This window comes from Pseudomonas syringae (genome assembly GCF_002157375.1).
Taxonomy (GTDB): domain Bacteria; phylum Pseudomonadota; class Gammaproteobacteria; order Pseudomonadales; family Pseudomonadaceae; genus Aquipseudomonas; species Aquipseudomonas syringae_T.
The window spans coordinates 103,551-129,921 of the sequence record NZ_MTSA01000008.1 but is presented as its reverse complement, the minus strand read 5'-3'; the positions used below and the strand labels follow the sequence as shown (position 1 = coordinate 129,921).

At 60.0% G+C, this 26,371-nt stretch carries 28 protein-coding genes; 12 read left to right on the top strand and 16 right to left on the bottom strand.

Translation table 11 applies throughout. The features are described from left to right. Nucleotides 1-86: 86 nt before the first annotated feature. The 4 genes from rloA (at nucleotide 87) to pabB (ending at nucleotide 4,574) form a co-directional block, all read left to right on the top strand. Nucleotides 87-623, top strand: a complete 537-nt coding sequence (gene rloA, locus BW686_RS12015; RefSeq protein WP_084916961.1) for a retropepsin-like aspartic peptidase RloA — start codon at nucleotides 87-89, stop codon at nucleotides 621-623. 4 nt (nucleotides 624-627) lie between these two features. Then, nucleotides 628-2,166 carry an osmotic stress tolerance membrane protein RloB gene (gene rloB, locus BW686_RS12010; protein WP_084916958.1) on the top strand — a complete coding sequence of 513 codons (1,539 nt, stop codon included), beginning with the start codon at nucleotides 628-630 and terminating at the stop codon, nucleotides 2,164-2,166. Beyond that, nucleotides 2,166-3,143: an alpha-L-glutamate ligase-like protein gene (locus tag BW686_RS12005; RefSeq protein WP_179149258.1), complete on the top strand. Its 978-nt coding sequence runs from the start codon at nucleotides 2,166-2,168 to the stop codon at nucleotides 3,141-3,143. Before rloB ends, BW686_RS12005 begins: the two co-directional genes overlap by 1 nt. 87 nt (nucleotides 3,144-3,230) lie before the next feature. After that, nucleotides 3,231-4,574 (top strand): aminodeoxychorismate synthase component I, encoded by a 1,344-nt coding sequence (gene pabB, locus BW686_RS12000; RefSeq protein WP_084916954.1) that lies wholly within the window; start codon nucleotides 3,231-3,233, stop codon nucleotides 4,572-4,574. 182 nt (nucleotides 4,575-4,756) lie between these two features. Here the strand turns inward: pabB and thrH are convergent, their stop codons facing one another. Next, nucleotides 4,757-5,374, bottom strand: a complete 618-nt coding sequence (gene thrH / locus BW686_RS11995; protein WP_084916951.1) for a bifunctional phosphoserine phosphatase/homoserine phosphotransferase ThrH — start codon at nucleotides 5,372-5,374, stop codon at nucleotides 4,757-4,759. 174 nt (nucleotides 5,375-5,548) lie between these two features. On the opposite strand from thrH, the gene BW686_RS11990 reads away from it, so the two are divergent. Then, nucleotides 5,549-6,283 (top strand): phosphoadenylyl-sulfate reductase, encoded by a 735-nt coding sequence (locus BW686_RS11990; protein ID WP_084916950.1) that lies wholly within the window; start codon nucleotides 5,549-5,551, stop codon nucleotides 6,281-6,283. A gap of 77 nt (nucleotides 6,284-6,360) precedes the next feature. On the opposite strand, the gene cysB is transcribed toward BW686_RS11990, so the two are convergent. The 4 genes from cysB to BW686_RS11970 form a co-directional block, all read right to left on the bottom strand. After that, entirely contained in the window at nucleotides 6,361-7,335 is a 975-nt protein-coding gene (gene cysB, locus BW686_RS11985; protein WP_003382487.1) for an HTH-type transcriptional regulator CysB, read from the bottom strand. Between the two features lie 149 nt (nucleotides 7,336-7,484). Further along, nucleotides 7,485-7,979, bottom strand: coding sequence for a universal stress protein (locus BW686_RS11980; protein WP_084916948.1), 495 nt, complete (start codon nucleotides 7,977-7,979; stop codon nucleotides 7,485-7,487). 85 nt (nucleotides 7,980-8,064) lie between these two features. After that, nucleotides 8,065-8,976 (bottom strand): 5'-nucleotidase, encoded by a 912-nt coding sequence (locus BW686_RS11975; protein ID WP_084916946.1) that lies wholly within the window; start codon nucleotides 8,974-8,976, stop codon nucleotides 8,065-8,067. Between the two features lie 3 nt (nucleotides 8,977-8,979). After that, nucleotides 8,980-9,951: a putative 2-dehydropantoate 2-reductase gene (locus tag BW686_RS11970; RefSeq protein ID WP_084916944.1), complete on the bottom strand. Its 972-nt coding sequence runs from the start codon at nucleotides 9,949-9,951 to the stop codon at nucleotides 8,980-8,982. Nucleotides 9,952-10,186: 235 nt separating this feature from the next. On the opposite strand from BW686_RS11970, the gene BW686_RS11965 reads away from it, so the two are divergent. After that, entirely contained in the window at nucleotides 10,187-11,263 is a 1,077-nt protein-coding gene (locus BW686_RS11965) for a 3-deoxy-7-phosphoheptulonate synthase (protein ID WP_084916942.1), read from the top strand. 86 nt (nucleotides 11,264-11,349) lie between these two features. Here BW686_RS11965 and BW686_RS11960 read toward each other — a convergent pair whose 3' ends face one another. Next, nucleotides 11,350-11,637 carry a GNAT family N-acetyltransferase gene (locus BW686_RS11960; RefSeq protein WP_084916940.1) on the bottom strand — a complete coding sequence of 96 codons (288 nt, stop codon included), beginning with the start codon at nucleotides 11,635-11,637 and terminating at the stop codon, nucleotides 11,350-11,352. A 472-nt stretch (nucleotides 11,638-12,109) separates the two neighbouring features. Here BW686_RS11960 and oprI point away from each other — a divergent pair, with 472 nt between their 5' ends. Next, nucleotides 12,110-12,361, top strand: a complete 252-nt coding sequence (gene oprI / locus BW686_RS11955; protein ID WP_002553018.1) for an outer membrane lipoprotei OprI — start codon at nucleotides 12,110-12,112, stop codon at nucleotides 12,359-12,361. A 391-nt stretch (nucleotides 12,362-12,752) separates the two neighbouring features. Here oprI and BW686_RS11950 read toward each other — a convergent pair whose 3' ends face one another. The 3 genes from BW686_RS11950 to BW686_RS11940 all read right to left on the bottom strand — a co-directional run bounded on the left by BW686_RS11950 (nucleotide 12,753) and on the right by BW686_RS11940 (nucleotide 14,769). Then, nucleotides 12,753-13,718, bottom strand: a complete 966-nt coding sequence (locus tag BW686_RS11950) for a L,D-transpeptidase family protein (protein WP_084916938.1) — start codon at nucleotides 13,716-13,718, stop codon at nucleotides 12,753-12,755. Between the two features lie 107 nt (nucleotides 13,719-13,825). After that, nucleotides 13,826-14,107 carry a hypothetical protein gene (locus tag BW686_RS11945; RefSeq protein WP_084916936.1) on the bottom strand — a complete coding sequence of 94 codons (282 nt, stop codon included), beginning with the start codon at nucleotides 14,105-14,107 and terminating at the stop codon, nucleotides 13,826-13,828. Nucleotides 14,108-14,163: 56 nt separating this feature from the next. Continuing rightward, nucleotides 14,164-14,769, bottom strand: coding sequence for an arylesterase (locus BW686_RS11940; protein ID WP_084916934.1), 606 nt, complete (start codon nucleotides 14,767-14,769; stop codon nucleotides 14,164-14,166). A gap of 10 nt (nucleotides 14,770-14,779) precedes the next feature. On the opposite strand from BW686_RS11940, the gene BW686_RS11935 reads away from it, so the two are divergent. Then, entirely contained in the window at nucleotides 14,780-15,463 is a 684-nt protein-coding gene (locus tag BW686_RS11935) for an ABC transporter ATP-binding protein (RefSeq protein ID WP_084916932.1), read from the top strand. Further along, on the top strand, nucleotides 15,463-17,979 hold the full coding sequence (locus BW686_RS11930; protein WP_084916930.1) for an ABC transporter permease: 2,517 nt from the start codon (nucleotides 15,463-15,465) through the stop codon (nucleotides 17,977-17,979). The genes BW686_RS11935 and BW686_RS11930 overlap by 1 nt, the downstream gene beginning before the upstream one ends. A 316-nt stretch (nucleotides 17,980-18,295) precedes the next feature. Here BW686_RS11930 and greB read toward each other — a convergent pair whose 3' ends face one another. The 5 genes from greB to BW686_RS11905 all read right to left on the bottom strand — a co-directional run bounded on the left by greB (nucleotide 18,296) and on the right by BW686_RS11905 (nucleotide 21,774). Beyond that, nucleotides 18,296-18,769 (bottom strand): transcription elongation factor GreB, encoded by a 474-nt coding sequence (gene greB, locus BW686_RS11925; protein ID WP_084916928.1) that lies wholly within the window; start codon nucleotides 18,767-18,769, stop codon nucleotides 18,296-18,298. A gap of 47 nt (nucleotides 18,770-18,816) precedes the next feature. Beyond that, on the bottom strand, nucleotides 18,817-19,146 hold the full coding sequence (locus tag BW686_RS11920; protein WP_007249951.1) for a hypothetical protein: 330 nt from the start codon (nucleotides 19,144-19,146) through the stop codon (nucleotides 18,817-18,819). A gap of 104 nt (nucleotides 19,147-19,250) precedes the next feature. Continuing rightward, complete coding sequence (locus BW686_RS11915) at nucleotides 19,251-19,559, bottom strand: hypothetical protein (protein WP_084916926.1); 309 nt, start codon at nucleotides 19,557-19,559, stop codon at nucleotides 19,251-19,253. 255 nt (nucleotides 19,560-19,814) lie between these two features. Further along, nucleotides 19,815-20,246: a DoxX family protein gene (locus BW686_RS11910; protein WP_084916923.1), complete on the bottom strand. Its 432-nt coding sequence runs from the start codon at nucleotides 20,244-20,246 to the stop codon at nucleotides 19,815-19,817. 106 nt (nucleotides 20,247-20,352) lie between these two features. After that, nucleotides 20,353-21,774, bottom strand: coding sequence for a transglycosylase SLT domain-containing protein (locus BW686_RS11905; RefSeq protein ID WP_084916921.1), 1,422 nt, complete (start codon nucleotides 21,772-21,774; stop codon nucleotides 20,353-20,355). A gap of 180 nt (nucleotides 21,775-21,954) precedes the next feature. Between BW686_RS11905 and BW686_RS11900 the strand changes: the two genes are divergently transcribed. From BW686_RS11900 to BW686_RS11890, 3 genes are all read left to right on the top strand, one after another. Next, nucleotides 21,955-22,791, top strand: a complete 837-nt coding sequence (locus BW686_RS11900; RefSeq protein ID WP_084916919.1) for a TatD family hydrolase — start codon at nucleotides 21,955-21,957, stop codon at nucleotides 22,789-22,791. Nucleotides 22,792-22,875: 84 nt separating this feature from the next. Continuing rightward, on the top strand, nucleotides 22,876-24,351 hold the full coding sequence (locus tag BW686_RS11895; protein WP_084916917.1) for a methyl-accepting chemotaxis protein: 1,476 nt from the start codon (nucleotides 22,876-22,878) through the stop codon (nucleotides 24,349-24,351). 95 nt (nucleotides 24,352-24,446) lie between these two features. Beyond that, on the top strand, nucleotides 24,447-24,704 hold the full coding sequence (locus tag BW686_RS11890; RefSeq protein WP_084916915.1) for a hypothetical protein: 258 nt from the start codon (nucleotides 24,447-24,449) through the stop codon (nucleotides 24,702-24,704). Here BW686_RS11890 and BW686_RS11885 read toward each other — a convergent pair. Together BW686_RS11885 and BW686_RS11880 are read right to left on the bottom strand one after the other, a co-directional pair. After that, on the bottom strand, nucleotides 24,673-25,467 hold the full coding sequence (locus tag BW686_RS11885; protein ID WP_084917155.1) for an acyl-CoA thioesterase: 795 nt from the start codon (nucleotides 25,465-25,467) through the stop codon (nucleotides 24,673-24,675). The genes BW686_RS11890 and BW686_RS11885 overlap by 32 nt on opposite strands. A 129-nt stretch (nucleotides 25,468-25,596) precedes the next feature. Beyond that, complete coding sequence (locus BW686_RS11880) at nucleotides 25,597-26,349, bottom strand: CHAD domain-containing protein (RefSeq protein WP_179149257.1); 753 nt, start codon at nucleotides 26,347-26,349, stop codon at nucleotides 25,597-25,599. Between the last annotated feature and the right edge of the window lie 22 nt (nucleotides 26,350-26,371).

Here is a 26,371-nt window from a genome sequence, read left to right as displayed (position 1 = left end):
GCCTGCGGCCTCCCTGCCTCACTATCATCAGGTCCATCCCGCTTGCGCCCTGACCCTGAAGTTATTTGCTCATCGCGCCAGGATTTATGAGACTCACTACCCTCTTCACATTGTCATGCCTCCTGTCTTTGCCGGGCCTGAGCCTGGCCGCCAACAAGACCGTCTATGGCCTCAACGAATACGCCAGACTCACCGATATCGACGTCGAAGTCGCCGCCAAGCTGGACACGGGCGCCAAGACCGCCTCGCTGAGCGCACGCGACATCAAGCACTTCAAACGCAACGGTGAAAGCTGGGTGCGCTTCTACCTGGCCATCGACCGCAAGCATGTCCACCCTGTTGAACGGCCGCTTGCGCGGGTCAGCAAAATCAAACGGCGTGCCGACGACCTGGACCCGGATGACGAAAACCGCTTCTCTTCGCGACCGGTGATTACGCTGGATATTTGCATGGGTGAAGTTTTACGCACCATAGAAGTGAACTTGACTGACCGAAGTGCATTCCAATATCCGCTTTTGATCGGCTCCGAGGCGTTGAAACGCTTCGATGCGCTGGTCGATCCAAGTCTTAAATATGCGGCAGGAAAGCCCGACTGCGCTTCCGTCGCTCAAAACGCAGAGTAAATACATGCGCGCTCTTACACTCCATCTGAAGATCCTGATCACTGTCCTGGTGACCCTGGGCATTGCGATCACGGCCTATCAGATACTGGCGCTCGGCATACCGGTGTCCGAAGACGAAACCGATGACTTGTGGAATATCGACGCCAAGGTCGAATTCGTTGCCAACCCCAAGGATTCCGTGAAAATCCAGATGTTCGTGCCGCCACTGGCCCACGACTACATCAGCCTCAACGAGAGTTTTATCTCGAACAACTACGGCGTCAGCGTCAATCGCGCTGACGGCAACCGCAAGGTCACCTGGTCTGCACGTCGCGCTACCGGCAACCAGACGCTTTACTACCGACTGGTGCTGACCAAGCGCTACAGCGGCGAGAAACCCAAGGTCAAAGGCCCGATCTTTCGCGACAGCATGACCGTCGAAGGCCCTGAAAAAGTCGCTGCCGAGGCGCTTCTGGCGCCGATCCGTCAGCACTCGGCGGATGTCGAAACCTTCATTACCGAAGCCATCAAACGCGTCAACAACCTGAATGACGATAACGTCAAGCTGTTGCTGGCAGGTGACACCTCGGCTTCGAACAAGGCGCGAATCACCGAGCTGCTGCTGTCGATCGCCCACGTGCCGATGGAAAAAGCCCATACCATTCGCTTGCAGGCCGACCAGCCGCAGACGCCGGAACTCTGGCTGCGCAGCTTCAATGGCAAGGAATGGCTCTATTTCAACCCGGACACGGGCGAAGCCGGCATGCCGGAAGACCGTCTGCTGTGGTGGACCGGTGAAGAAAACCTGGTTTCCGTTGAAGGCGGCAAGAAAGTCCAGGTCACCTTCAGCCTCAACAACAGTGAAATGAACGCCATGCGTCTGGCCAAACTGACCGACGCCAGCACTGACTCGGATTTCCTGGCCTACTCGCTGTACGGCCTGCCGCTGCAAACCCAGCAGACGTTCATGGTCATGGTGATGATCCCGATTGGCGTACTCGTCATCCTGATCCTGCGCAACCTGATCGGCCTGCAGACTCTGGGCACGTTCACACCGGTACTGATTGCCCTGGCGTTCCGCGAAACGCAGCTGGGCTTCGGTATCGTGCTGTTTACTGTGATCACGGCGTTAGGCCTGTCACTGCGCTCATACCTTGAGCACTTGAAGCTGCAGATGCTGCCGCGTCTCTCGGTGGTGCTGACGTTCGTCGTGGTGCTGATCGCCGCCATCAGCCTGTTCAGCCACAAGCTGGGCCTGGAACGCGGCCTGTCGGTGGCACTGTTCCCGATGGTGATCCTGACCATGACCATCGAGCGCCTGTCGATCACCTGGGAAGAGCGTGGCGGCAGCCATGCCATGAAAGTCGCCATCGGCACGCTGTTCGCAGCGTCCCTGGCGCACCTGATCATGAGCGTGCCGGAACTGACCTACTTCGTCTTCACGTTCCCGGCCGTACTGCTGATTCTGGTGGGCTTCATGCTGGCGATGGGCAGATACCGTGGCTACCGCCTGACCGAGCTGATGCGTTTCAAGGCCTTCCTTAAAGAGGAAAAGGCCAAGTGATCGGCTGGTGGAAAACCTGGAAGGCACTCGAAGCCCGCGGCATCATGGGCATCAATCGGCGTAATGCCGACTTTGTGCTCAAGTACAACAAGCGCAGCCTGTATCCGATTGTCGATGACAAGATCATCACCAAGGAACGCGCCATCGCGGCGGGCATTCACGTTCCGGAGATGTACGGGGTGATTTCCACGGAAAAGGAAATCGACCGGCTTGACGAGATCATCGGCGGGCGCAACGACTTCGTGATCAAGCCTGCCCAAGGCGCGGGCGGCGACGGCATTCTGGTCATCGCCGACCGTTTCGAGGAACGCTTTCGCACGGTCTCCGGCCGTATCATCAGCCATTCGGAAATCGAGCATCAGGTCTCCAGCATCCTCACCGGCCTCTATTCCCTGGGCGGCCACCGTGACCGTGCGCTGATCGAATACCGGGTCGTCCCCGACTCGATCTTCAAAAGCATCAGCTATGAAGGTGTACCGGACATTCGCATCATCGTGCTGATGGGCTACCCGGTGATGGCCATGCTGCGCCTGCCGACGCGCCAATCGGGCGGCAAGGCGAATCTGCACCAGGGGGCGATTGGTGTTGGCGTGGACCTGGCCACCGGCGTGACCCTGCAAGGCACCTGGCTGAACAACATCATCAGCAAGCACCCCGATACGACACATTCGGTAGACGGCGTGCAGTTGCCCAATTGGGACGGTTTCATGAAGCTGGCGGCCGAATGCTACGAGCTGTGCGGTCTGGGTTATATCGGCGTCGACATGGTGCTGGATCAGGACAAAGGTCCGCTGATCCTGGAACTCAATGCCCGACCAGGCCTGAATATCCAGATCGCCAACGACGCCGGCCTGACTCATCGCACCCAGGCCGTCGAGGCACGCCTGGAACAACTGGCCCTCGAAGGACGCCAGGAATCGCCTCAGGAACGGGTCGATTTTGCGCAGCAGCTGTTCGGCCATGTACCCGGCGTCTGAGTCATGCCCGCACCCGACATACTGCTAGGAGCGGCCCGGCAGCAAGGCTACAATCGCCGGCCGCGCTCCCAAGACTGACACTTGATAATGTCCACTTGCTCGATACACCCTCTGCCCTACAGCACTGACCCGGCCGTGTTTTTTTCACGGATACGTCATGAGCCGGGTGCCGTTCTGCTCGACAGCGGCAGGCCGGTCGCCGGGCGCGGACGGTATGACCTGCTCAGCGCCTGGCCACTCGAAACGCTTGTGGTGGCAGAGGATGAAACGGGTACGGCTTATCTTCAGCGATTGCGCGACGGCCTGGCATCATTGGGAACGGCAACCCTGCCTGAGGGCTGCGAACTGCCCTTTACAGGCGGCCTGATAGGTTACCTGAGCTACGAATTTGGCCGTCGCCTTGAACCGCTGCCCGATCAGGCGCGCGACGACCTGCAACTGCCTGAAGCCCGTCTGGGGCTCTACGCCTGGGCGTTGATCAGCGACCATCGGCACGGCACCAGCCAGTTGGTTTTCCATCCGTCACTGGCCACACGTGAACGGGCGCGGCTGATCGAGCTGTTTAGCGCCAACGCGCCATTATCTGCCACAGGCTTCAAACTCGATCAGCCGTTTCAGGCCAGTATCAGCGCGGACGACTATCGACAGGCTTTTGCACGCATTCAGGCCTACATTCAGGCGGGTGACTGTTATCAGGTCAATTTCGCGCAGCGCTTTCAGGCCCGCTGCGCTGGCGATCCGTGGGCGGCGTATTGCGCGCTGCGGGCAGCGTGCCCTACCCCGTTTGCGGGTTATCTGGCACTGCCGGGGTCTGACGCCGTGCTGAGCCTGTCTCCGGAACGCTTTGTCAGGGTCAGTTCACGGCAAGTGGAGACCCGCCCCATCAAAGGCACACGGCCACGCAGCCCGGACGCGGTACAGGACGCTGCTTTTGCCAGGGAGCTGCTGTCCAGCGAAAAGGATCGCGCCGAGAACCTGATGATCGTCGACCTGCTGCGCAACGATCTGGGGCGCAGTTGCAGCATCGGTTCAGTGAAGGTCCCCGAACTGTTCAGCCTGGAAAGCTACCCCAACGTTCACCATCTGGTGAGCAGCGTAACCGGCGAGCTGGCGGTCGGTAACGATGCGCTGGACCTGATCGCGGGCAGCTTTCCCGGCGGGTCCATCACCGGCGCACCGAAGATTCGTGCCATGCAGATCATTGACGAACTAGAGCCGACCCACCGCAGCCTGTACTGCGGCTCACTGATGTACCTGGACGTTCGCGGCGAAATGGACAGCTCGATTGCCATCCGCAGTCTGCTGGTCAAGGACGGACACGTCTCGTGCTGGGGCGGCGGCGGCATCGTCGCCGACTCGGACTGCGAGGCGGAATATCAGGAAACCTTCACCAAGGTCCGCGTGCTGCTGGAGACGCTCGAGGCGCTTTGATCAGCAAAGCACTCTTACACGGGAGTCAAGCGAGAAACGAGAGGCGTCCGGCCAGCTCCAGTGGAGCGTTGGAACGCTAGTGTTCGGGCTCACACCTATCGTTCCCATGCGCCAGCGTGGGAATGCCGTTCCGGACGCTCCGCGTCCGTTTTTGCACAAGACGAGAAGCACAGGCCCGGCCTCTAAAGCGACAGGTCTCGATTCGATGCCTTGATAAATTCCTTCTTCAGATCATCAAAGGTATGCACCGCCGGAAACTGCGGGAATTCGCGGATAACGTTGTCAGGCGCATGGAACAGAATGCCGGCGTCGGCCTCGCCCAGCATCGTGGTGTCATTGTACGAGTCGCCTGCCGCAATGATCCGGTAGTAGAGGCTCTTGAAGGCCAGCACCGACTGACGCTTGGGGTCTTTCTGACGCAATTGGTAACTGACCACGCGGTCGGTGTCATCGATGATCAGCCGATGGCACAACAGCGTCGGAAACCCCAGTTGGCGCATCAGCGGTTGGGAGAACTCGTAGAAGGTGTCCGACAGGATCACCACCTGAAAACGCTCACGCAGCCAGTCGACAAACGCTGCAGCGCCGTCCAGCGGCTTGAGGGTGCTGATCACCGCTTGAATGTCGGACAGTTTCAGGCCGTGCTCATCAAGGATGCGCAGGCGCTGCTTCATCAGCACGTCATAATCCGGAATGTCCCGAGTGGTCGCACGCAACGACTCGATGCCGGTTTTTTCGGCAAAGGCGATCCAGATTTCCGGGACCAGCACACCCTCAAGGTCCAGACAGGCAATTTCCACGGCACACTCCTCAAAGACGTCTCACCACCGGGCGAAACGGCACTCTAGCCCCTCGCCTGGAGCGTTGCAACGCATTGCCCTTGGCAGGCAGCGGCTCATGAACGATGGATTTTGTTACCATTGCCGCCATCACGAGCGCTTAAGCGCCACCTTTGCATTTTAGGAAGCCGCCTGATGAGCCACCCTTTCGACGTCGCCGAACTGGCGACCACTTATGCGAACAAGTCTGCGCAGGACATTCTGAAACTGGCGTTCGAGCATTTTGGCGACGAGCTGTGGATTTCCTTCAGCGGTGCCGAAGATGTCGTGCTGGTGGACATGGCGTGGAAACTGAACAAAAACGTCAAGGTCTTCAGCCTGGACACAGGCCGCCTGCACCCGGAAACCTACCGTTTCATCGAACAGGTCCGTGACCACTACAAGATCGAGATCGAAATTGTCTCGCCAGACCAGAGCAAGCTGGAGCCGTTCGTCAAGGAAAAGGGCCTGTTCAGCTTCTACCGGGACGGTCACGGCGAATGCTGCGGTATTCGCAAGATCGAGCCGTTGCGCCGCAAACTGTCGAACGTCAAGGCATGGGCAACCGGCCAGCGTCGAGACCAGAGCCCCGGCACCCGAAGCGCCGTTGCGGCGCTGGAAATCGACAGCGCCTTTTCGACCGCCGAGCGCACGCTGTACAAGTTCAACCCGTTGGCACAGATGAGCAGCGAGGAAATCTGGGGGTATATCCGGATGCTGGAACTGCCTTACAACAGCCTGCACGAGCGCGGTTTCATCAGTATCGGCTGCGAACCCTGCACTCGCCCGGTACTGCCGAACCAGCACGAACGTGAAGGACGCTGGTGGTGGGAAGAAGCCACGCAAAAAGAATGCGGGCTGCATGCGGGTAATCTGATTGCACGCAACTAGCAACCAGCGTCGCGAGCTGCAAGCTGAAGCCGACCGGCTTTAACGTGCAGCTCGCCGCTAAACGCTTGCCGCCGCTGTTAATGCACCGGCAGTTCGACGTTGGCAAACAGTTCTTCCATTTCCTGCTTGTTGTGGCACTGAATCGCCTTGGCCATGACCTCACGCGTCAGGTGCGGAGCGAACTTCTCGATGAAGTCGCACATGAACCCGCGCAGGAAGGTGCCGCGCCGGAAGGCAATCTTGGTGACGCTGGACTCGAACAGGTCGCTGGCGTCGAGAACCACCAGGTCGCTGTCCACTTCTTCGTCCACGGCCATCCGTGCCACGATCCCCACACCCAGGTTCAGCCTCACGTAGGTCTTGATCACGTCGGCGTCCGCCGCGGTGAACACGACTTTAGGTACCAGGCCGCGGTGACTGAAGGCCTCGTCCAGCTTTGACCGGCCGGTAAAACCGAAGACGTACGTCACGATCGGGTATTCCGCCAGCAGTTCCAGCGTTAGCTTTGGCACTTTGGTCAGAGGATGCCCTTGAGGCACGACGACACAGCGGTTCCAGCGATAGCACGGCATCATCACCAGATCGCTGAACTGCTCGAGCGCTTCGGTGGCGATGGCGAAATCGACGGTCCCGTCAGCCGCCATTTCAGCGATCTGCATCGGCGACCCCTGATGCATGTGCAGCGCAACGTCCGGGTACTGCTTGATGAAGTTACTGATGACCGGCGGCAGCGCATAACGTGCCTGTGTGTGGGTGGTGGCAATCGACAAGGTGCCTTTCTTCTCGTTGGAGAATTCCTGGGCAATTTGCTTGATGCTTTCGACCTTGCGCAGGATTTCACCGGCCGTGGTGATGATGCGCTCGCCGGCTGGCGTCACGCGCGTCAGGTGTTTGCCACTGCGGGCAAACACTTCCACACCCAGCTCGTCTTCAAGCAGACGGATCTGCTTGCTGATGCCGGGTTGAGAGGTGTAAAGGCTTTGGGCCGTCGCGGAAACGTTGAGGTCGTGGTGCGCCACTTCCCAAATGTAGCGCAGTTGTTGGAGCTTCATATGTATCCCTCAAAGCAGATAAACCCTATGGGTATCAGCGACGGTATATAACTGGATTAATGGTGAGACGAATAATTCTAGAACTTTTTATCACCTTTGTAAGGTGATCGCACGCTCGATTTCATTAAAACCACCAAATGAGGCTTCCTTTACCCTCGCCCTTTGTTCAGCATGATTGGAACCATGTACACGGGCACCTCGGAAAACTGCAACACCCTGGCTGCCGTCCGACCTGTCGATGCACCGCCTTCCACCCTGCGACTGTGGCTGCCGACAACAAGCAGGTCCACACTCAGCTTCTGCGCCTGCTCGAGAATAATGCTGGCAGGCTCTCCTTGAACAACGCGCACCGTGCGAATCAGCGACAGGTCTGAGTGCCCGTCCCCGAGTTCTTCACGATACCCGTCAAGCATCCGTTGCTCTATTCCGTCCAGAAACGCCCTCACGCCCTTGCCGTGAAGTTCACGCAACGCATCCTGTCCCAGGTAACTCTGCAGCACCGACTCGGCAAACAACCCCATCGGCTCGACGACATGGACAACGTACAGCCCGGCGTTGAACGTTCTTGCCAGCGCCAACGCGTGCTGCGTTACATACGGCGCATACAGACCCAAGTCTGTGGCATACAGCATCGAACGCACCATACAACCTCCCGTACAACCAGAATGGCGGAGATTGACTCAGCGTAGCAGTGCATCAAGCGCCATGACGGCGGACTGCTCGGTGCCGTTACGCCAGTGGCTTTATTTCGTTGCTGATGCCGTGCGGAACATGGCCCGTGGCAACCACGTCGCGGGCCTTTTCGCAGTGTCCCGGCTGGTCATCGAAAAACACATCGGCGGCGAACGCTTCAAGGAACGCCGACTTCTGCAAGCCACCGAGAAACAGCGATTCGTCCAGCCGGATATCCCATTCGCGCAAGGTACGGATCACCCGCTCGTGCGCAGGCGCAGAGCGCGCCGTGACCAGCGCGGTGCGGATCGGGCAACTTGCGTCAGGAAACTCGCGTTGCAATTGGTTAAGCGCGGCCAGAAACGGTTTGAACGGCCCGCCGCGCAAGGGCTCGCGGGCCGACTCACGTTCGCTTGCCTGAAAAGCGGCCAGCCCGCCGCTTTGATAAACCCGTTCCGATTCGTCGGAAAACAACACCGCGTCGCCGTCGAAGGCGATGCGCAACTCGGCACTGGCAGCGCGCCTTGCACCGCCCGACAGAATGGTCGCAGCAGCGAACCCGGCGTCCAGTGCGCTGCGCACGTCTTCGGCATGCGTCGACAGGAACAGATGGCAACCGAACGCCGCCAGATAAGGATAGGGGCTGCGCCCGCCGGCAAAGGCGGCGCGGCTGATATCAAGCCCGTAATGCTGAATAGAATTGAAGACCCGCAGGCCGGTGTCGGCACTGTTGCGTGAGACCAGCACCACTTCCACCCGCGCCTTGCCGAGGCTGGCATTGAGGCTCAACAGTTTTTCAACCAGAGGAAAGGCATCGCCTTGCTCGAGAATCCCGTCTTCATGCTCAATCTGATACTTGCGATACGCTTCAACGCCGTCCGCCATGTACACGGCATGACTGTCACGCAGATCGAACAACGCCCTGGATGAAATGGCCAGAACCAGTTTATGGTCGTCATTGTCGGTCATGAATCACTCCTCGCCTGCTCGACGGTTACCGCGATCAACAAAGGCCAGCGCTTGATACAGCGCACGCACTCGAACCATGTCCACGCCGGCCGCCAGTGCCGCCGCCAGCGGCCGGGCATAAATGGCTTCCAGCTCCAGCGGACGAGCCTCGACCCGGTCGTGGTACATGCTGGGCTTATAGTCAGGCATGTTCCGGGTCACTGAAAACAGGTGTTGCGCAAACCCCGGCGGCAACACATGACCGCAGGCCTCGGCGCCCTGCACCACTTCGTCCATCAACGCGCAGATCAGCGCCTGGCTGTCAGGGTCGGTCATCAACCGGGTGGTGCCGGCCTGCAACAAGGCTGACAGCCCGTTGTAGGGCACATTCCAGACCAGCTTCTGCCAGCGGGCCTGTCGCAGATCGGTCATGACGGGGGCGTCGATCCCGGCCGCCTTGAACAGCGCCGCGCCGGCCTCGACAACGGCCAGACGACCGGCCTCATCAACAGCGGGGCCGCTGTGATAACCGACACTGACCGCGCCGAACGCCTGATGGGTAATGACGCCGGGCGCGGTTCGGTGAACGCAGACGAAGCACAGACCGCCCAACAGGTGCAGGCTGTCGGGCAGCACCGCGCGCAACGGGTCTTCAACGGCCAGACCGTTCTGCAACAGCAACACGCGGGCATCCGGAGCAGCGGCCTGCCTGATGATCGGCCCCAGCTCGGCATTGCCGGTGCTCTTGGTGCCGACCAGCAACCAGTCGCAAGGCGGCATCTCGGCAACCGAGCGATAAGCCTGAACCGGTTTGAGCTGTAAATCGCCATGCACTGCGCTATTGACCCGCAGCCCGTCGGACGCCACTGCGTCAAATTCGCTGCGCAGCAGAAAATGCACGTCAAACCCGGCGCGTGCCAGCATCAGCCCGTAAAATCCACCGATGGCCCCGGTACCGATGATGCCGACCCGTGGCCGATGGGGGTTAACGCTCATATGGACTCCCTAGGCTGTATTTCAGGCCATACACTATCCGTCGCAGCGAATTGTCTTGCAATACAGAAGCACAACTCGGCTGACAGCCCGTGAACCGGTGCGATACCTAGTTTACTTATTGTCGAACAGCGCGATAACGCGCTAAGGTTCGGCTCCCCGCTGCGCTCAAACCTGCTGGGCACCGCCGCACGGGGGACCGTTGGCGGCCAGTACCCGCGACCTGATGAGTAACACGATGGCTGATTTACCGATTAATGACCTCAACGTTGCCTCCAATGAGACTCTGATCACCCCGGATCAGCTCAAGCGCGACATCCCGCTGACCGATGCTGCCCTGCGCACCGTCAGCCAGGGCCGCGAAGTGATTCGCAACATCCTCGACGGCAATGATCATCGCCTGTTCATCGTGATCGGCCCTTGCTCGATCCATGACCTGAAGGCCGCCAAGGAATATGCCGAGCGCCTCAAGACGCTGGCAGCGGAAGTTTCCGACACGCTGTATCTGGTCATGCGCGTCTATTTCGAGAAGCCCCGCACCACGGTGGGCTGGAAAGGCCTGATCAACGATCCGTACCTGGATGACTCGTTCAAGATCCAGGACGGCCTGCACATTGGTCGCCAGTTGCTGCTGGACCTGGCTGAAATGGGCTTGCCGACGGCGACCGAAGCACTGGACCCGATCTCTCCGCAATACCTGCAGGACCTGATCAGTTGGTCAGCCATCGGCGCTCGCACCACCGAATCCCAGACTCACCGCGAGATGGCCTCCGGCCTGTCTTCGGCAGTCGGCTTCAAGAACGGCACCGATGGTGGCCTGACCGTTGCCATCAACGCCTTGCAGTCGGTTTCCAGCCCGCATCGCTTCCTCGGCATCAACCAGGAAGGCGGCGTGTCGATCGTCACCACCAAGGGCAACGCCTACGGCCACGTCGTGCTGCGCGGCGGCAATGGCAAGCCCAACTATGATTCGGTCAGCGTTGCGCTGTGCGAACAGGCCCTGAACAAATCCGGCATTCGCCCGAACATCATGGTCGACTGCAGCCACGCCAACTCGAACAAGGACCCTGCCCTGCAGCCGCTGGTCATGGAAAACGTCGCCAACCAGATCCTGGAAGGCAACGAATCGATCATCGGCCTGATGGTAGAAAGTCACTTGAACTGGGGCTGCCAGTCGATTCCAAAGGACTTGTCGGCGTTGCAATACGGTGTGTCCATCACCGATGCCTGCATCGACTGGGCAAGTACTGAAAAGACCCTGCGCGGCATGCACGCAAAACTCAAGGGTGTACTGCCGGCGCGCAAGCGCAAGTGATCCGTGCTTAGTGGATCCGTGCAGTAACGAAAACGCCGAGCAGATGCTCGGCGTTTTTGATGGTGACTGTCGGCAAGAAAGCCGGATCAGAGCTTGGCGGCCTGCGATTGCAGGTCATGAAGTTCCATGTAGCGCTCGACATAAGAGCAGGACGGTATAACCGAATAGCCGATGCTGTCGGCGTAATCCAGTGCCTGTTTAGTCAACGCAGCGGCAATGCCGCGACCGCGCAGGGCATCGGGGACGAAGGTCCGGTAGAAATCCAGGGTTTGCTTCCCGAGATCCATATAGGTCAGGTAGGCACGATGGCCGTCAATAATGATTTCGAAATGATGGCCGATTTCGTCATGGTGGATGGACAACGCCTCGCTCATCGTTACTCCTAGCGGGTCTTGGAATTGGACCCCTACCTTACCGGTCTTTTTAAGGCGAAGGAACATCCGCGCCACCAGTGCCTGTTTTATGACACCGAAAAGAGCATTGCCGATCTCGACAAACAGCACCCTTGGATAGTAGGCGTCATTGCCGAATATGCTCAAGCACAGCAAGGGTAAAAACACATAAATATTTCGTCCTCCCGACCGACAGTCAGGTGCTATAGCGCCAGAAAAAGGTGGTCAGGTGAAAAGCCCGAATGCCCGAGGCCTGCACTTGCCGCGCGGAAGTGGATAGTTTTTGTACAGAATGCCCGGGAAGTAACGCAGAACACTTTCAAAGCAGCTAAATTTAGCAGCTTCTTGCGCTGGGTCCGTTTACTTACTACAAACAATGGGTACTATGTACGCCGGTCGTTTTCTCATTTTCGAGAGATGACTAATTTGAAAAAATTCCTTGAAGGTGAACACGATGAACAACGTTCTGAAATTCTCTGCTCTGGCTCTGGCCGCAGTTCTGGCTACCGGTTGCAGCAGCGTATCCAAAGAAACCGAAGCTCGTCTGACAGCTACCGAAGACGCAGCAGCTCGTTCGCAAGCACGTGCCGACGAAGCCTATCGCAAGGCTGACGAAGCGCTGGCTGCTGCTCAAAAAGCTCAGCAAACTGCTGACGAAGCCAACGAGCGTGCTCTGCGCATGTTGGACAAAGCTAGCCGCAAGTAATAATCCCTCGGGGTTATTGAAAGCCGACCCGGCAACGGGTCGGCTTTTTTTTGTGCGTTTTTTGCGTAACGGATGGCGCCTCGGCTCTGCGCCGGGCGTTGCTGGGCGTTATAGACACGTCTGATTTTGCTTCTGGCTGAACGGCCCGACTTCGTCAGGTTCCTTCGCCCTGGCGCTGATCCGTCACTGACCTCGCACTCTGTATCGTCAGTGACATTGCGATAAAAAGCACATTTAAAGCCATTAAAGCCGTCACGAAACTGCATGCCAACGGAGCATTGACACGATAGTGACAGGATTATCGTTCCGCGCGCTCCAGCGTGGGAATGCAGTTCCGGACGCTCTGCGTCCGGTTTTGAATGGGCGACGAGTCCTGGATGTGTAACGCGCGCTATTGGAAAATCACGGGTTCTTCCGCGCTTGCAGAGGCAACCGCCGGCTCGGCAATTTCCACTGGCATGCCGTCTTCAGCCGCGACCACGTCACGTACCCGATCCCAGTTCATGCGCAGATTTTTGGCAAGGTCATCACGTTTCAGGAGCGCGTTGATCACCGCCGTGTGTTTGTCGACCACCGAAGGATTGCCCTGGTCATCAACCGGCGTGTGGGCTTCAAGGTAGACCTTGCCGCCGCTGAGGCCAAATTTGTAAGGCTCGCTGATAATGCGCACCGTGGTGCCGACGGGGGCCATGTCGGCCAGTTCCAGCACGTTGTTGTTGTACATGCGGAAACAGCCGTGGCTGGTGCGCATGCCGATGCCGAATTTCTTGTTCGAGCCATGAATCAGGTAGCCCGACATCCCCAGACCGAACTTGAACGGGCCCAACGGGTTGTCCGGGCCGGCAGGCACGACATCAGGCAACGGATCGCCGTCGGCAGCGTGCTCGGCCTTGATCGACGCAGGCGGCGTCCAGGTCGGGTTCGGCGTCTTGGCGATCACCTTGGTCACGCCGATGGGTGATCCCCAGCCTTCACGACCGACCCCGAGTGGATAGGTGTGAACCACATTCTGCCCCTTGGGGTAGTAATACATGCGGTATTCGGCGAGGTTGATGACAATTCCCTCGCGCGGGCCCGGCGGCAGAATGAAGCGGGTCGGCAGCACGATGTCCTTGCCTGCGCCGGGCAACCACGGGTCCACGCCCGGGTTGGCGGCGATCATTTCCAGATAGCCCAGATCGTATTTTGTGCCCAGATCAGCGAAGGTGTCTTCGTACCGGGCCTTGATGACCTGCACCTGACCGACGATATCCTCGCCGGGCGGCGGCAATGGAAACTCCAGAGCATGGACAGAAGTCGCCGCGCAGAGAGCAGCAAGTGACAGACAGCGGGTAACGGCTGGAATGCGCGACAACATCCGGAAAGATCCTTCGGGTTCGACAAGGTAAATGCAAAGGTTGAAGTGTACACCTGGACTCGCCGGATCGGGGATATCCAAGGCAAGCCTGCCATCCGTACTGACAGCTAAAGTTCAGGCCAGATCGGGTTCATCCCCCTGCGCTGCGCATCCATGATGGCCTTGCACAGCGGGCACAGCCGCTCATCACGCATGGCCTGCAGCTCGACCGCAGACATTTGCGGCTGAGCAGGCAGTAGCGTGCCGCATAACGTGCGGTCGATGGAGCCGCCCAGCTCCAGCTGGCGCGCAATCAGATGCACCCGCACTTCCTGACAGGCGAACATATCCAGCTGTTCGTGGGGTTCAAGCATTTGATAGGCATACAGGGACCAGGCGGGACGCGGCATGGGGGGCTCCAGATCGGGGGCGCCACATTAGCCGAAAGCCCCCGTGCAGGAAAGCCTCAAAGCAGCGGTTTCAGGCTCGGCCAGACATTTTCAAGCAACTTGCCCTGAGCCGCTGCCGCCGGATGCAGACCATCGGCTTGCATCAACTCGGGCACACCGCCGACACCTTCCAGAAAGAACGGCACAAAAGGCACCTTTTTCTCTTCGGCCAGATGGCTGTACACCTCTTTGAAGGCCGTGGTGTAACGCGGGCCGTAATTGGGAGGAATCTGCATGCCGAGCAACAACACCTTGGCACCTGCTGCCCGGGAGCTGTCGATCATCAATGAAAGGTTTTGTTGCAATTGAGCCGGCTGCTGACCACGCAGCCCGTCGTTGCCACCCAGTTCGAGAATAACCAGTTCCGGCTTATGCTCTGCAAGCAGCGCAGGCAGACGCGCCTGGCCTCCTGCACTGGTGTCACCACTGATGGACGCATTGACTACCTTGTCGTCGTATCCCTCCTGCTTGAGGCGTTGCTCCAGGAGGCTGACCCATCCCACGCGGGTATCCAGGCCGAAAGCCGCACTGATACTATCCCCAACGATCAACACCGTGCCCGCCATCGCGCCTTGTGACAGCAACAGCAACCCCAGGCCAGCACTTAAAAACCACGCACGCATCGGATTCTCCATGAGTGAAAGTATTCTCAGTGCCCAAAGCCTCAGTAAAGTGGTCCCCAGCACCGAAGGTGACCTGACTATCCTGCACGAACTCTCCCTGGAACTAAACAAGGGCGACACGCTGGCCATCGTCGGTGCCTCGGGTTCGGGCAAATCCACACTGCTTGGCCTGCTCGCCGGGCTGGACCTGCCCAGTGCCGGTTCCGTCATCCTGTCAGGCCGTAACCTCAGCGAACTGGACGAAGACCAGCGCGCCAGAGTCCGTGCCGAGCACGTCGGTTTTGTGTTCCAGTCGTTCCAGTTGCTCGACAGCCTGAACGCGCTGGAAAACGTCATGCTGCCGATGGAGCTGGAAGGCCGCAAGGACGCCCGCGAGAAAGCCCGTCACCTGCTGGAGCGTGTCGGCCTGGGCCAGCGCCTGACCCACACTCCGCGTCAATTGTCCGGAGGCGAGCAGCAGCGGGTTGCGATTGCCCGCGCGTTTGCTGCCGACCCGGACGTGCTGTTTGCCGACGAACCCACCGGCAACCTGGACAGCCACACCGGCGAGCGCATCAGCGACCTGTTGTTCGAACTGAACAAGGAGCGCAACACCACGCTGGTGCTGGTGACTCACGATGAGCGTCTGGCCCACCGCTGTCGCCGCCTGATCCGCCTTGAAGGGGGCCGACTGGTCGCCCCGCTGGAGCCTTGATGGCACGTTTGCCTTTTGTCCGACTGCTGAGCCTTGCCACCCGCCAACTGCTGCGCGATGCCCGCGCCGGTGAGTTACGGGTCCTGTTCTTTGCCTTGCTGGTGGCCGTGGCGGCCAGCACCGCCATCGGTTACTTCGGTGCGCGCCTCAACGGCGCGATGCTGTTGCGCGCAACCGAGTTTCTCGGGGCTGATCTGATTCTTGAAGGCTCCAGCCCGGCGCGTGCCGAACAGATCGAAGAAGGTAAACGGCTGCAACTCAAACACGCGCAGATCGTGGTCTTTTCCAGCGTGATCGCCACCGACGCCGGTATTCAGTTGTCGAGCATCAAGGCCGTGGATGATATCTACCCGTTGCGCGGCGAACTGAAAAGCGCACCGGACCTGTACCAGACCGAGCAGGCCGGCAGCGGCCCGAAACCCGGCGAAGCGTGGGCCGAGGCCCGGCTGTTTCCAGCCGTCAACCTGAAGATAGGTGACGACATCGATGTCGGCGCCAAAACCCTGAAGCTGAGCCGCGTACTGACGTATGAGCCGGACCGTGCCGGTAATTTCTACAGCCTGACACCACGGGTGATGATCAATCTGCAGGACCTGGCGGCCACCGGTGTGGTTCAGCCGGGCAGCCGGGTGACCTACCGGGAGATGTGGAGCGGCCCGCCCGAGGCGCTGGCGGCTTACCGTAAGGCGATTGAACCGGGCCTGGAACCGCATCAGGAGATCAAGGACGCCCGTGACGGCAGTCAGCAGATTGGCGGCGCACTGGGCAAGGCCGAACGGTATCTGAACATGGCAAGCCTGGTGGCGGTGCTGCTGGCAGGTGTGGCTGTGGCGCTGTCAGCCTCCCGATTCGCTGCCCGACGCTTCGATGCCAGCGCCCTGCTGCGCTGCCTGGGGCTGTCGCGTGGCGAGGCCATGACATTGTTCAGCCTGCAACTGGCGATCATCGGCCTGTTGGCCAGCCTGAGCGGCGCGCTGCTGGGCTGGCTGGCACAATTGGGCCTGTTCGCGCTGCTGCAGAACCTGTTGCCAGCCGCTGTGCCACCGGGCGGTCTTTTGCCTGCACTGGCAGGCATGGGCACCGGACTGGTCGCGCTGTCCGGTTTCGCCCTGCCGCCGCTGGCGGCCTTGGGTCGTGTGCCGCCGCTGCGTGTGCTGCGCCGGGACATGCTGCCGATCCCCGCCAGTTCATGGCTGGTGTATGGCGCGGCGCTGCTGGCGCTGGGCCTGATCATGTGGCGCCTGAGCCTGGACCTGGTGCTGACCTTTGCCCTGCTGGGCGGCGGTATCGTCGCGGCACTGGTTCTGGGCAGCCTGTTGCTACTGGCGCTCAACAGCCTGCGTCGCTTGCTGGCCGGCGCGTCCCTGCCCTGGCGGCTGGGCCTGGGGCAATTGTTGCGTTACCCGCTCGCGGCAGCCGGTCAGTCACTGGCCTTCGGCCTGATCCTGCTGTCGATGGGGTTGATCGCGCTGCTGCGCGGTGAATTGCTCGACACTTGGCAGAACCAGTTGCCCAAGGATGCGCCGAATTATTTCGTGCTGAACGTGTTGCCATCGGACAAAGAAAACTTCGCCCAGACCCTGGGCAAGCTGTCTACTCATTCAGCCCCGCTCTACCCGGTGATACCGGGACGCCTGATCAGCATCAACGGCGAACCGGTGAGCAACTTTGTCACCAAGGACTCGCGTGGTGAAAACGCAACCCGCCGCGACCTGAGTCTGACCTGGGCCGCTGACCTGCCCGAAGGCAACGCATTGACCGCCGGCACCTGGTGGAAAGACCTGCCGGCCACCGGCCAGGCCGACGCAACACCCGGGGTTTCAATCGAGACCAAACTGGCAGAGAGCCTGAAGATCAAGCTGGGCGACCGTCTGAGCTTCATTGTTGGCGGTTTGACGCGCGAAGCGGTGGTCACCAGCCTGCGAACGGTCAACTGGGACACCTTCCAGCCCAACTTCTTCATGATCTTCCAGCCCGGCACCCTGGCTGACCTGCCGACCACGTACCTGACCAGCTTCTACCTGCCGCCAGGCCAGGACAAACAGATCGTCGAGCTGTCGCGGGCCTATCCGTCGATCAGCATTCTGGGTGTCGAAGCTCTGCTCGCGCAGGTGCGCAGTATTCTTGACCAGGTCACTCTGGCGGTGCAGTTCGTGCTGTTGTTCGAGCTGGCGGCCGGCATCGCTGTGCTGTTTTCGGGGTTGCAGGCGACACTGGACGAGCGCATACGCCAGGGCGCGCTGTTGCGTGCGCTGGGTGCAGAGCGGGCATTGCTGATCAAGTCGCGACGGATCGAGTTCGGTCTGCTGGGCGCGGCCAGCGGAGTGCTGGCGGCGCTGGGCTGTGAACTGGTGAGCTTTGTGCTGTACCGCTACGCCTTTTCACTGGAATGGCAACCGCACCCGTGGTTGCTGCTGTTGCCCGTGATCGGCGCCCTGCTGGTGGGCGGCGCCGGCGTGTTCGGCACCCGCCGTGCGTTGAACGTCAGCCCGCTGACCGTGCTGCGCGAGGGGTGAGGCTAGAAGCTGGACGGTGCTCCTGCCTCACACGTCGGTTTTGCGACTCAGTGAGATTCTGGCTCGACTTGAGTCACCTTTTCGCCCCTCGGCGACTGACTTTGAAGGATCAAAGTAAGCAAAATCCCGGCTCCGTTTCCGGCCCGACTTCGTCGGGTTCCTTCGCCCTGACACTGACGTCGCAATCTGCGTCGTCAGTGCCATCGTGATTGAAAAGCACATCAAAAGCATTTCTGTGACAACTGCCTGGTAGCACAACATTGATTGTCGTACCGACGCAGTCGGCGCGGCAGTTCCGAACGCTCTGCGTCCAGCCTCACTTCTCATAAACAATCGAATTCACAAACCAGAGCTTCTCGCCCTCCGGTGTGTTGACCAGCACCTCGTCGCCGACTTCCTTTTTCAACAGGGCACGGGCCATCGGGGAGTCGATGGAGATGTAGTCATTGCGGCCATAGATCTCGTCGTAGCCGACGATGCGGAATGTCTTCAGGTCGCCTGCTTCGTTTTCAATCTCGACCCAGGCACCGAAAAACACCCGCCCTTCCTGTTCAGGCGAATACTCAACCACGCGCATGTCTTCAAGGCGCTTGCGCAGGTAGCGCACGCGACGGTCGATCTCGCGCAGCAGCTTTTTGTTGTATTGATAATCCGCGTTTTCACTGCGGTCACCCAGCGACGCCGCCCAGGCGACTTTCTGGGTGATGTCGGGCCGGTGCTCTCGCCACAGGTAATCGAGTTCTTTCTTCAGGGCTTCATGCCCGTCCCTGGTGATGATCTTTGTACTCAAGACGCTTCTCCGGCCCTGTAGACATCAATTCAAAGGGCGGTCGAACGTTACCGACGCGCCACCTCGTGCTGGATACAGCCTTCGTAATAAACCTTGCTGACCGCGTCCGGCTTCAACCGCGACTCGCTGTCGTAGGTCTGTTCGGTGATGCGCAATGCCATTGGCCGCATCCACTGTTTGGCGAATTTGCGCGCCTGAAGCTTCTGCCGCGCCCCGTAGCGCGTAACGCCCGATAACTTGGAAGCCTGCGCACCGCCGGCAATGGTCGAACCCCAACGGCACAGATAACGCTCGTTTTCGGTAGCGTTTCTGGCCTGAGCGGAAAAAGCCAGTCCGGACAGCGTCAAGCACGCCAGAGCACAATAAACCAAACGCATGCGGACACCACCTAATCCTTTGATAAGGCGGCGATTTTGCCTGCTGGTTGTAACGGCGGGGGCCAGCAATATGCCTTCTATTGCGATGAGGTGTACACGCGGTATCAGCCCAGCGTAATCAGCCCTTGGCGAGCAATGCGCGTCAGGTCACGAATAACCTGATCGACGTCGTCCGCTCGCGGCGATTGCACCACCGCCAGGTCGAACTGATCGTTGGCAAAGTGGCTTAGCGATTGATGAGGTTCGACAAACTGGATCAGAAACGCGCAGGAACCGCCACGCCGACGAGGCCAGCCATCGAGGTAGCGCAACAAGGTAGGCTGATGAGAGCCGCTCAGCAGGATTTTCGGATTCTTGCGCGACAAGACCGTACTGATCGGGGAAAGACGAATGAGGGGGCGCAGGTTGTTCATGGTTTTTTCTCTGCCTCGCAAGATCCGCTGGGCAGCGGTGAGAGGCAACACCGAACCAACGTTTTAGCGGTATTTCGACAAGACACGAGCCTTGCCAGGCGCCCCGCAAGTAGTTGTTAAATCGGCGCTTGAGCACGCATCCTAGAGAAACGCCCCATTCATTGTCAATTGTCATCCGTGGCACAGGCCTGCAAACGCACAAGGCCCGCCGAAAAGGCAGGCCTTGCAGAACAAGCGTAGCCGGTTACCGAGCGATCATGCGATCATGCGGTCAAGCGACAGCTTGCCTGCACCTTCGATCAGCACTGCAACAGCGCCACCGAGCAAGGCCAGTGCATATTCATAGCCGTTGTTGGCCATGAAGAATCCGTTGTGGATGTGGACCGTGAAAATCGCCACCAGCAACAGGACGATGACCAGCGCGGCAGCCGGACGGGCCAGCAGCCCGACCAGCAGACCCAGGCCGCCAAAGAACTCGGCGCTGCCAGACATCAAGGCCATCAGGTAACCCGGCGTCAGGCCAAGGCTCTCCATGTACTGCGCCGTACCCTCCAGGCCGTAGCCTCCGAATGCACCGAACAGTTTCTGACTGCCGTGGGCGATGAAGGTGACGCCAACAATGACGCGCAGGAGGGTCAGGCCGTAACCGGCACGTGTGGTGAGGATCGAGCGAATGAATGTGTTCATGTGAGGTGATTCCGAAAGTGATGAGGCGGGAATGGCGCCATCATAATCAAATATACTCATGCGAAAACCGCAAATAACGGCACATACGCATCGAATAATTCGATAATCAACGTTTCACCGCCGTGGCCGTACCGCCCTTTTCCAGCGAGTCCCGCTCGCGGTCGAACGCCAGGTAGTATTTGTTTACACTGTTGACGAACGCGACCACGTTGGCACCGCCCTGCTCCATCGCCACACGCTCGGTCTGGAAGAACCACTGATTCGGGTTGAGCCCGCGCCGCCGTGCTTCCTCGCGCATGCCTTGTACGCGTTCTGGCCCCAGGTTGTAGGCCGCCATCACAAAAGCCATCCGCTCGCGTTCGTTGACCTTGTTACTGGCGAAATACTTGCGCTGGATCAGCGCCATGTACCGCGAGCCTGCGCGGATATTGTCGTCGGCGCTCTGAATATTCTGTACGCCTACCCGTTTCGCCGCCGACGGCGTGATCTGCAGCAGCCCCGTCGCACCGCCACTGCCTTTGGCGGTCGGGTCGAGCTTTGACTCTTTGAACGCCAGCGCCGCCAGGTCCAGCCAGTCCATGCCCTGCGCATCGGCGTGGCGTTGCAGCATCGGACGCAACTGTTCAAGACGCTGCAGGTTGTTGCGCACCAGTGGGTTATTGACCTTGAAGGTGTTCCGGTACGCCTTCTCGAAGGCCAGATCATGCTGGGCGGAGGGTGTGTAGCCTTTCAGAAAGTCGTCCACGCTGGCGCGAAGCTGGGTCGCGTTATCACGCACGAACCAACTGATATCGCCATGCGTCTGCAACGTCAGGTCACGGTCTATGCGCAATTTGGGCATGATCCTGGCCCAGCGTTCGGCGATGGGCTGTTCGACCAGTGTCATCGGATAAATACCGGCCTGGACCATCTCCAGCACGTCTTCGACCGCCAGCGTGGGATCGACCCATTCGATTTTCGCCAACGGCAGCTTGCGCAGTTCCAGTTGCCGGTTGACCTGATGCAGAGCTTCGTCGGCGGCACTGCCGGTGGGCAGGCTTAGCGTCCGCCCCGACAACTGGTCCACCCGGCGCAGGCTGCGCTGACCGCGAACCCCCACCAAGACCAACGGCACGTCATGAATGATGGGGGCGCTGGCCTGAACACCTTTGGCGTCGCTGACATCCAGCAGCTCGCCGGGCGCGATCAGGTCACCCTCGCCGCGCTGCAAGGCACTCAGCAACTGATTCTTGGCTTTGGGGATGACTTTGAACGTCACTTTCCGGCCATCGCGGGCATGGCTGTTGAGGTATTGCTCGAACGCCTCAAGACGATGGTACTCGACCCCGATCTCCTGCCCCTTGACGTCGCCCGAGCTGTTTCGACTCTGGTTGACCAGCACCCGCAGCACTTTACTGCTGCGGATGGCCGGCAGGTCGCGCACTTGAGTGTTGTGCTGCACCGCCTCGGGACCTGTCTGACGCGCGGAGGCGTGCAGGGGCAGCAGCGGTAAAAGGCACATGACGGACACAAGCGCGGATCGGATCATTCGTTTACCCCGGGCAATGCCGGAAAAGAAACAGGAAAAAGAAAGTCGTTAGTCACGCAGCAGCATCGAACAGCGAAGGACATCGGTGAGCGTTCACACTCAATGTATTGAATACCCTGCCTTTTCTTCTTGTAGCCGTAGCTCTGGTATGCTCGGCGGCCTTGAGGCGGAGGTAGCACCATGCAACTCATCGACATCGGCGTCAATCTGACCAACGCAAGCTTCGCGTCCCAGCGACAGGCGGTACTCGACCGGGCCTATGCCGCAGGCGTCTCGCAGCTGGTGGTGACCGGTACCAGCGTCGAGGGCAGTGAACAGGCCTTGCAGCTGTGTCACGAGTTCGATGAAAGCGCGCAACAGTTGTTCTGCACGGCAGGCATTCACCCGCACTCAGCGAGCGATTGGACCGCTGACAGCGAGAAACAGTTGCATGCCCTGCTCAAGGAAAATCGCGTTCGCGCGGTAGGCGAATGCGGGCTGGATTTCAACCGCGACTTTTCCCCTCGTCCCCAGCAGGAAAAGGTCCTGGAAGCCCATCTGGCACTGGCCGTGGAGCTGCAATTGCCTGTGTTTCTGCATGAGCGCGACGCCAATCAGCGCCTGCTGGAAATCCTGCGCGACTACCGCGACCGACTGCCCGCTGCGGTGGTGCATTGCTTTACAGGCGAGCGCGCCGCGCTGTTCAGTTATCTGGACATGGACCTGCACATCGGCCTTACCGGCTGGATCTGCGACGAACGGCGCGGCACGCATCTGCATGCGCTGGTGGGCAATATCCCCCGCGGTCGGCTGATGCTGGAGAGTGACGCGCCCTATCTTCTGCCCCGCAGCCTGCGTCCGAAGCCGAAGAACGGTCGCAATGAACCCGCGTACCTGCCTGAAGTGCTGCGCGAAGTGGCCCTGCACCGCGGTGAAAGTCAGGAAGACCTGGCGCGACACAGCACCGCCTGCGCCCGGGCATTTTTCGGTTTGCCAACGGTGGAATCGACAGTCGGTGAAAATCTGCCGCTTTCTTGATCCGCATCAAGAGGCACTTTGATGGATGAGGCATCGTGATGGCACCTTGCTGCTATCTCACACGATCATCAAAGAAGACCTCTCATGGGCTCATGGCTTGGCAACCTGTCACTGAAATACAAATTCTGGGCCGTCAACGCGGTCGCGTTCGTCACCACCCTGTTGCTGGTGCTTTACGCCCTGCACCTGGAACAACAGGCTCGCGCCGAGACGTCACGCGAGGCTGCGTACGTGCAGGCTCGCCTGCTGGCCGCCTGGCCGGCTGAAAAACCGTTGACCCCGAGTGATGCACTGCTCGTCTACGCCAAAGGCCAGACACCGGAACTGAACGGGGTCTCTTTGCCGGCACTGGCGAGCGCCGGTGGCTGGGTTTCACTGGACAAACGGCTGGGCGACCGCTTGCTGAGCGGTGCTCAAATCGTATCCGCCAGCAACGGACAGCAAGTGGCGGTGCTGGTCTTTACTCCGAGCTTCATGGAGACACTTCAGGCTCGCTTCGCGCATTACGCGGTTGTCGTTTTCATGCTGATGATGCTGATGCTCTGCGCATCGCAGTTGCTGATCCGCTTTCTGCTCAGCCAGCTCAACGCACTCAAAGACGTGATGCTGCACGTCGAAAAGACCGGTGACCTGTCGGCGCGTGTCGTCAATCGCAGTGACGACGAAGTCGGGCAGATGGCCAAGGCATTCAACGCCATGCAGGCTGGGTATCAGCGCGTGGTCAATACCGTTTCGCAAACCGCCGGACGCCTTGATCTGGGCGCGGCCCAACTGGCGGCGGGCATGAAGGACGTGCGTCAGGGCATGCTCGGCCAGCAAAGCGAGACCGATCAGGTCGCGACCGCCATCAATGAAATGACGGCCACGGTCCATCACATCGCCCAACACGCCAGCACCACCCGCGACCAGTCGCAGACGGCCGATGCACTGGCAGGCAGCGGCAAGGCGGTGGTCGACCGCGTGCAGGTCTCCATCGCCGGGCTTTCCAGCGGCGTTCAGCAGACGGCCGAGATGATTCAACGCATGGCCGAGGACAGCCAGAAGATCAACAGCGTGGTCAATGTGATCCACAGCATTGCCGAACAGACCAACCTGCTGGCCCTGAATGCCGCCATCGAAGCCGCACGCGCCGGGGAAATGGGCCGGGGGTTCGCCGTGGTGGCCGACGAAGTCCGCAATCTGGCCAAACGGGTGCAGACCTCCACCGATGAAATCACCAGCATGGTGTCGACCCTGCAGAGCGGCACTCGCGACGCCGTGGACTTCATGCAGGACAGCTCGCTCAAGGCCGATGAATGCGTGCAGCAGGCCAGAGAAGCTGGCGAGGCGCTCGCCGCCATCGCCGGTGCGGTGGCGCAGATGCGCGAAAGCAATACGCAAATCGCCGTCGCGGCCCAGCAGCAGAGCCAGGTTGCAGAAGAAATGAACCGTGCGGTGGTGAGCATTCGGGATGTCACCGAGCGCACCGTGGTCCAGACCGTGGAGTCAGCCAGCACCAGCGCTGAACTCGCCACCCTGGCGGGCGAGCTGAATACCGCTGTCGGTCAGCTAAAGCTGTAACAGGCTATCGCGGCGATAGACAGGCTTGCTTCGTCAGTCATGACATTCAGGCCTATCCTTCAGGCATTGAACGATGCGTTGAAGAGGACAGCACGATGAACAAACCACTTTCCGATGTGCAGATGAATCAGTGGCATGACCGCGCTGCCGATCAGGCGCATTCGACCAGCGTGGCCCTGTACCTGATCGCCGTGCCGCTGTTTATCCTGGCGACACTGCTGATCTTGAACGGCCTGTTTTCAGAGAGCCTTTCGTCGAGCGCCATCGGCGTGATCGGAATGGTTGCGGCGCTGGGCTTTCACCGAAAGGACGCCGCACGGCTCAGCCAAAAACGGTCACGGTCTGACGACTGATTGCGATCAACGCACCTTCAGGGCTCCACAACGCAGCCGCCGTGTGGCCATAACCGTCGCGGGCATGCTCGATGACGGCGCGGTAGCTGCACCACTGCAAGGTGTCGAGCGCGGGCTGCGGCTGCACGAATTCGATGGTCCAGGTCAGCGAACTGCCGGGCGCAGGTTTGTTCAGGTGCGGCAACACGGCGGGTGGCCAGGTATCGACCAGCGCCAGAATATGAGCCTCGCTCATTGGCGTTGCTTCATCGTCACGAAGTCGCACATAGCCGCCAATGGCGGGGGACTGCGTATTGCTGAACGGCATGCCGCCCAGCGCCCAGCGAATGTCCATGAAGCGCATGTAATCGGGCATCAGGCCGCTGACAAACGGCAGCTCGGGACACTGTTCGACAGGTTTGAGGCTTGGCGCAGGCTCGGCGGCGACCTTAATCATCGACTCCCGCGACGCACCAAAGCTGCCCTGTATCAGCGTCATCACCTGACCGTTTTGCATGGCGCGCCCCAACACCTGGCTCACCGCCTTGCCATGACGCAGGATGTCGACCTCAAAGGAAATCGGCACACCGGGTTCGGCCGGCCCCACGAAGGTAATCGCCAGCGAGCGGATGGGCCGCCCATCCGGCACCTGGGCACGCATGGCTTCATAGGTCAACGCCGCCATGAGCCCGCCAAAGCAGGCGCGGCCCTGCGACCATTCGGCGGGAATGGTCACGGAGAGCGGGTTGTCACGGGTTGCGTCGATCAGTTCTGAAAAAGTCATGGTCATTCCAAACGCCTGAAATCCAGTCAGGGATGATAGCCATCCGTTTGCCGGCTGACAGGCTACATATCGGCCATCGTTGCGGCTTGATGCTCTGCCTTGCCCGGAAAACCGGCAGGGCGTGCGGCATCAGAAGCATGCCTTTGCAAGCCGCTTGAGCGAGGCTTCGGCCTTGCGCTCGGCGCGCACGATGCCGATCTGCCAACCGGGCAGGCACGGCGCAAGATCCGATTGTTCGCCGGCCTGGGCCAGCCATTGCAAATGATCGTGCCAGTCGCCGAGTTCGCTTTGTGCGGATTTGAGCCGGGCCTGCATGTTCTTCGGCTGGTGGCTGAGTGCCGGATAGGCTTCGGCGGCGTAGCGCACGCGTTTGATCAGCAGACGCAAGTCGTGTCGGTCGTGGCCCGGTTCGGCAATGGCCACGCGCAGTTTGTTCCACTGCTTGTCCATGCGCTTTTCAATGGTCTTGCGCAGGCCGCGCAACTGCCCTTGACGCTGTTGCAGGCGAAGCGAGGCCGGAAAACGATCAATCAGATTCAGCAGCCGGGTCAGTTCCCCCGACGTGGCCACTTTCGGGCACGCGTCGTTCAGGTGCTGATGGCGCTTGAAAGCCGCCTCGTTCAGCCCCTGCTCTTCCAGAAAAGCAGCGAGCACCTGCATATCCCGCAACGGCGTGGTCAACTGACCCACGGCCTTGGCCGCCTCTTCCAGCTCGGCGGCGACCGGAATGTCCCGCAGGGGGCGCAACACACTGCGCAGACGGCGCACGGTGGTGCGCAGATCATGCAGCGCTTCGCTGTCGGTAGACACCGCCAGACGCGCCTGACATGCAAGCAATTTGACGTCCAGCGCCAGCACTTCGGCGACCAGATGATTGACCATTGACGACATGCTGTTCCCCTTC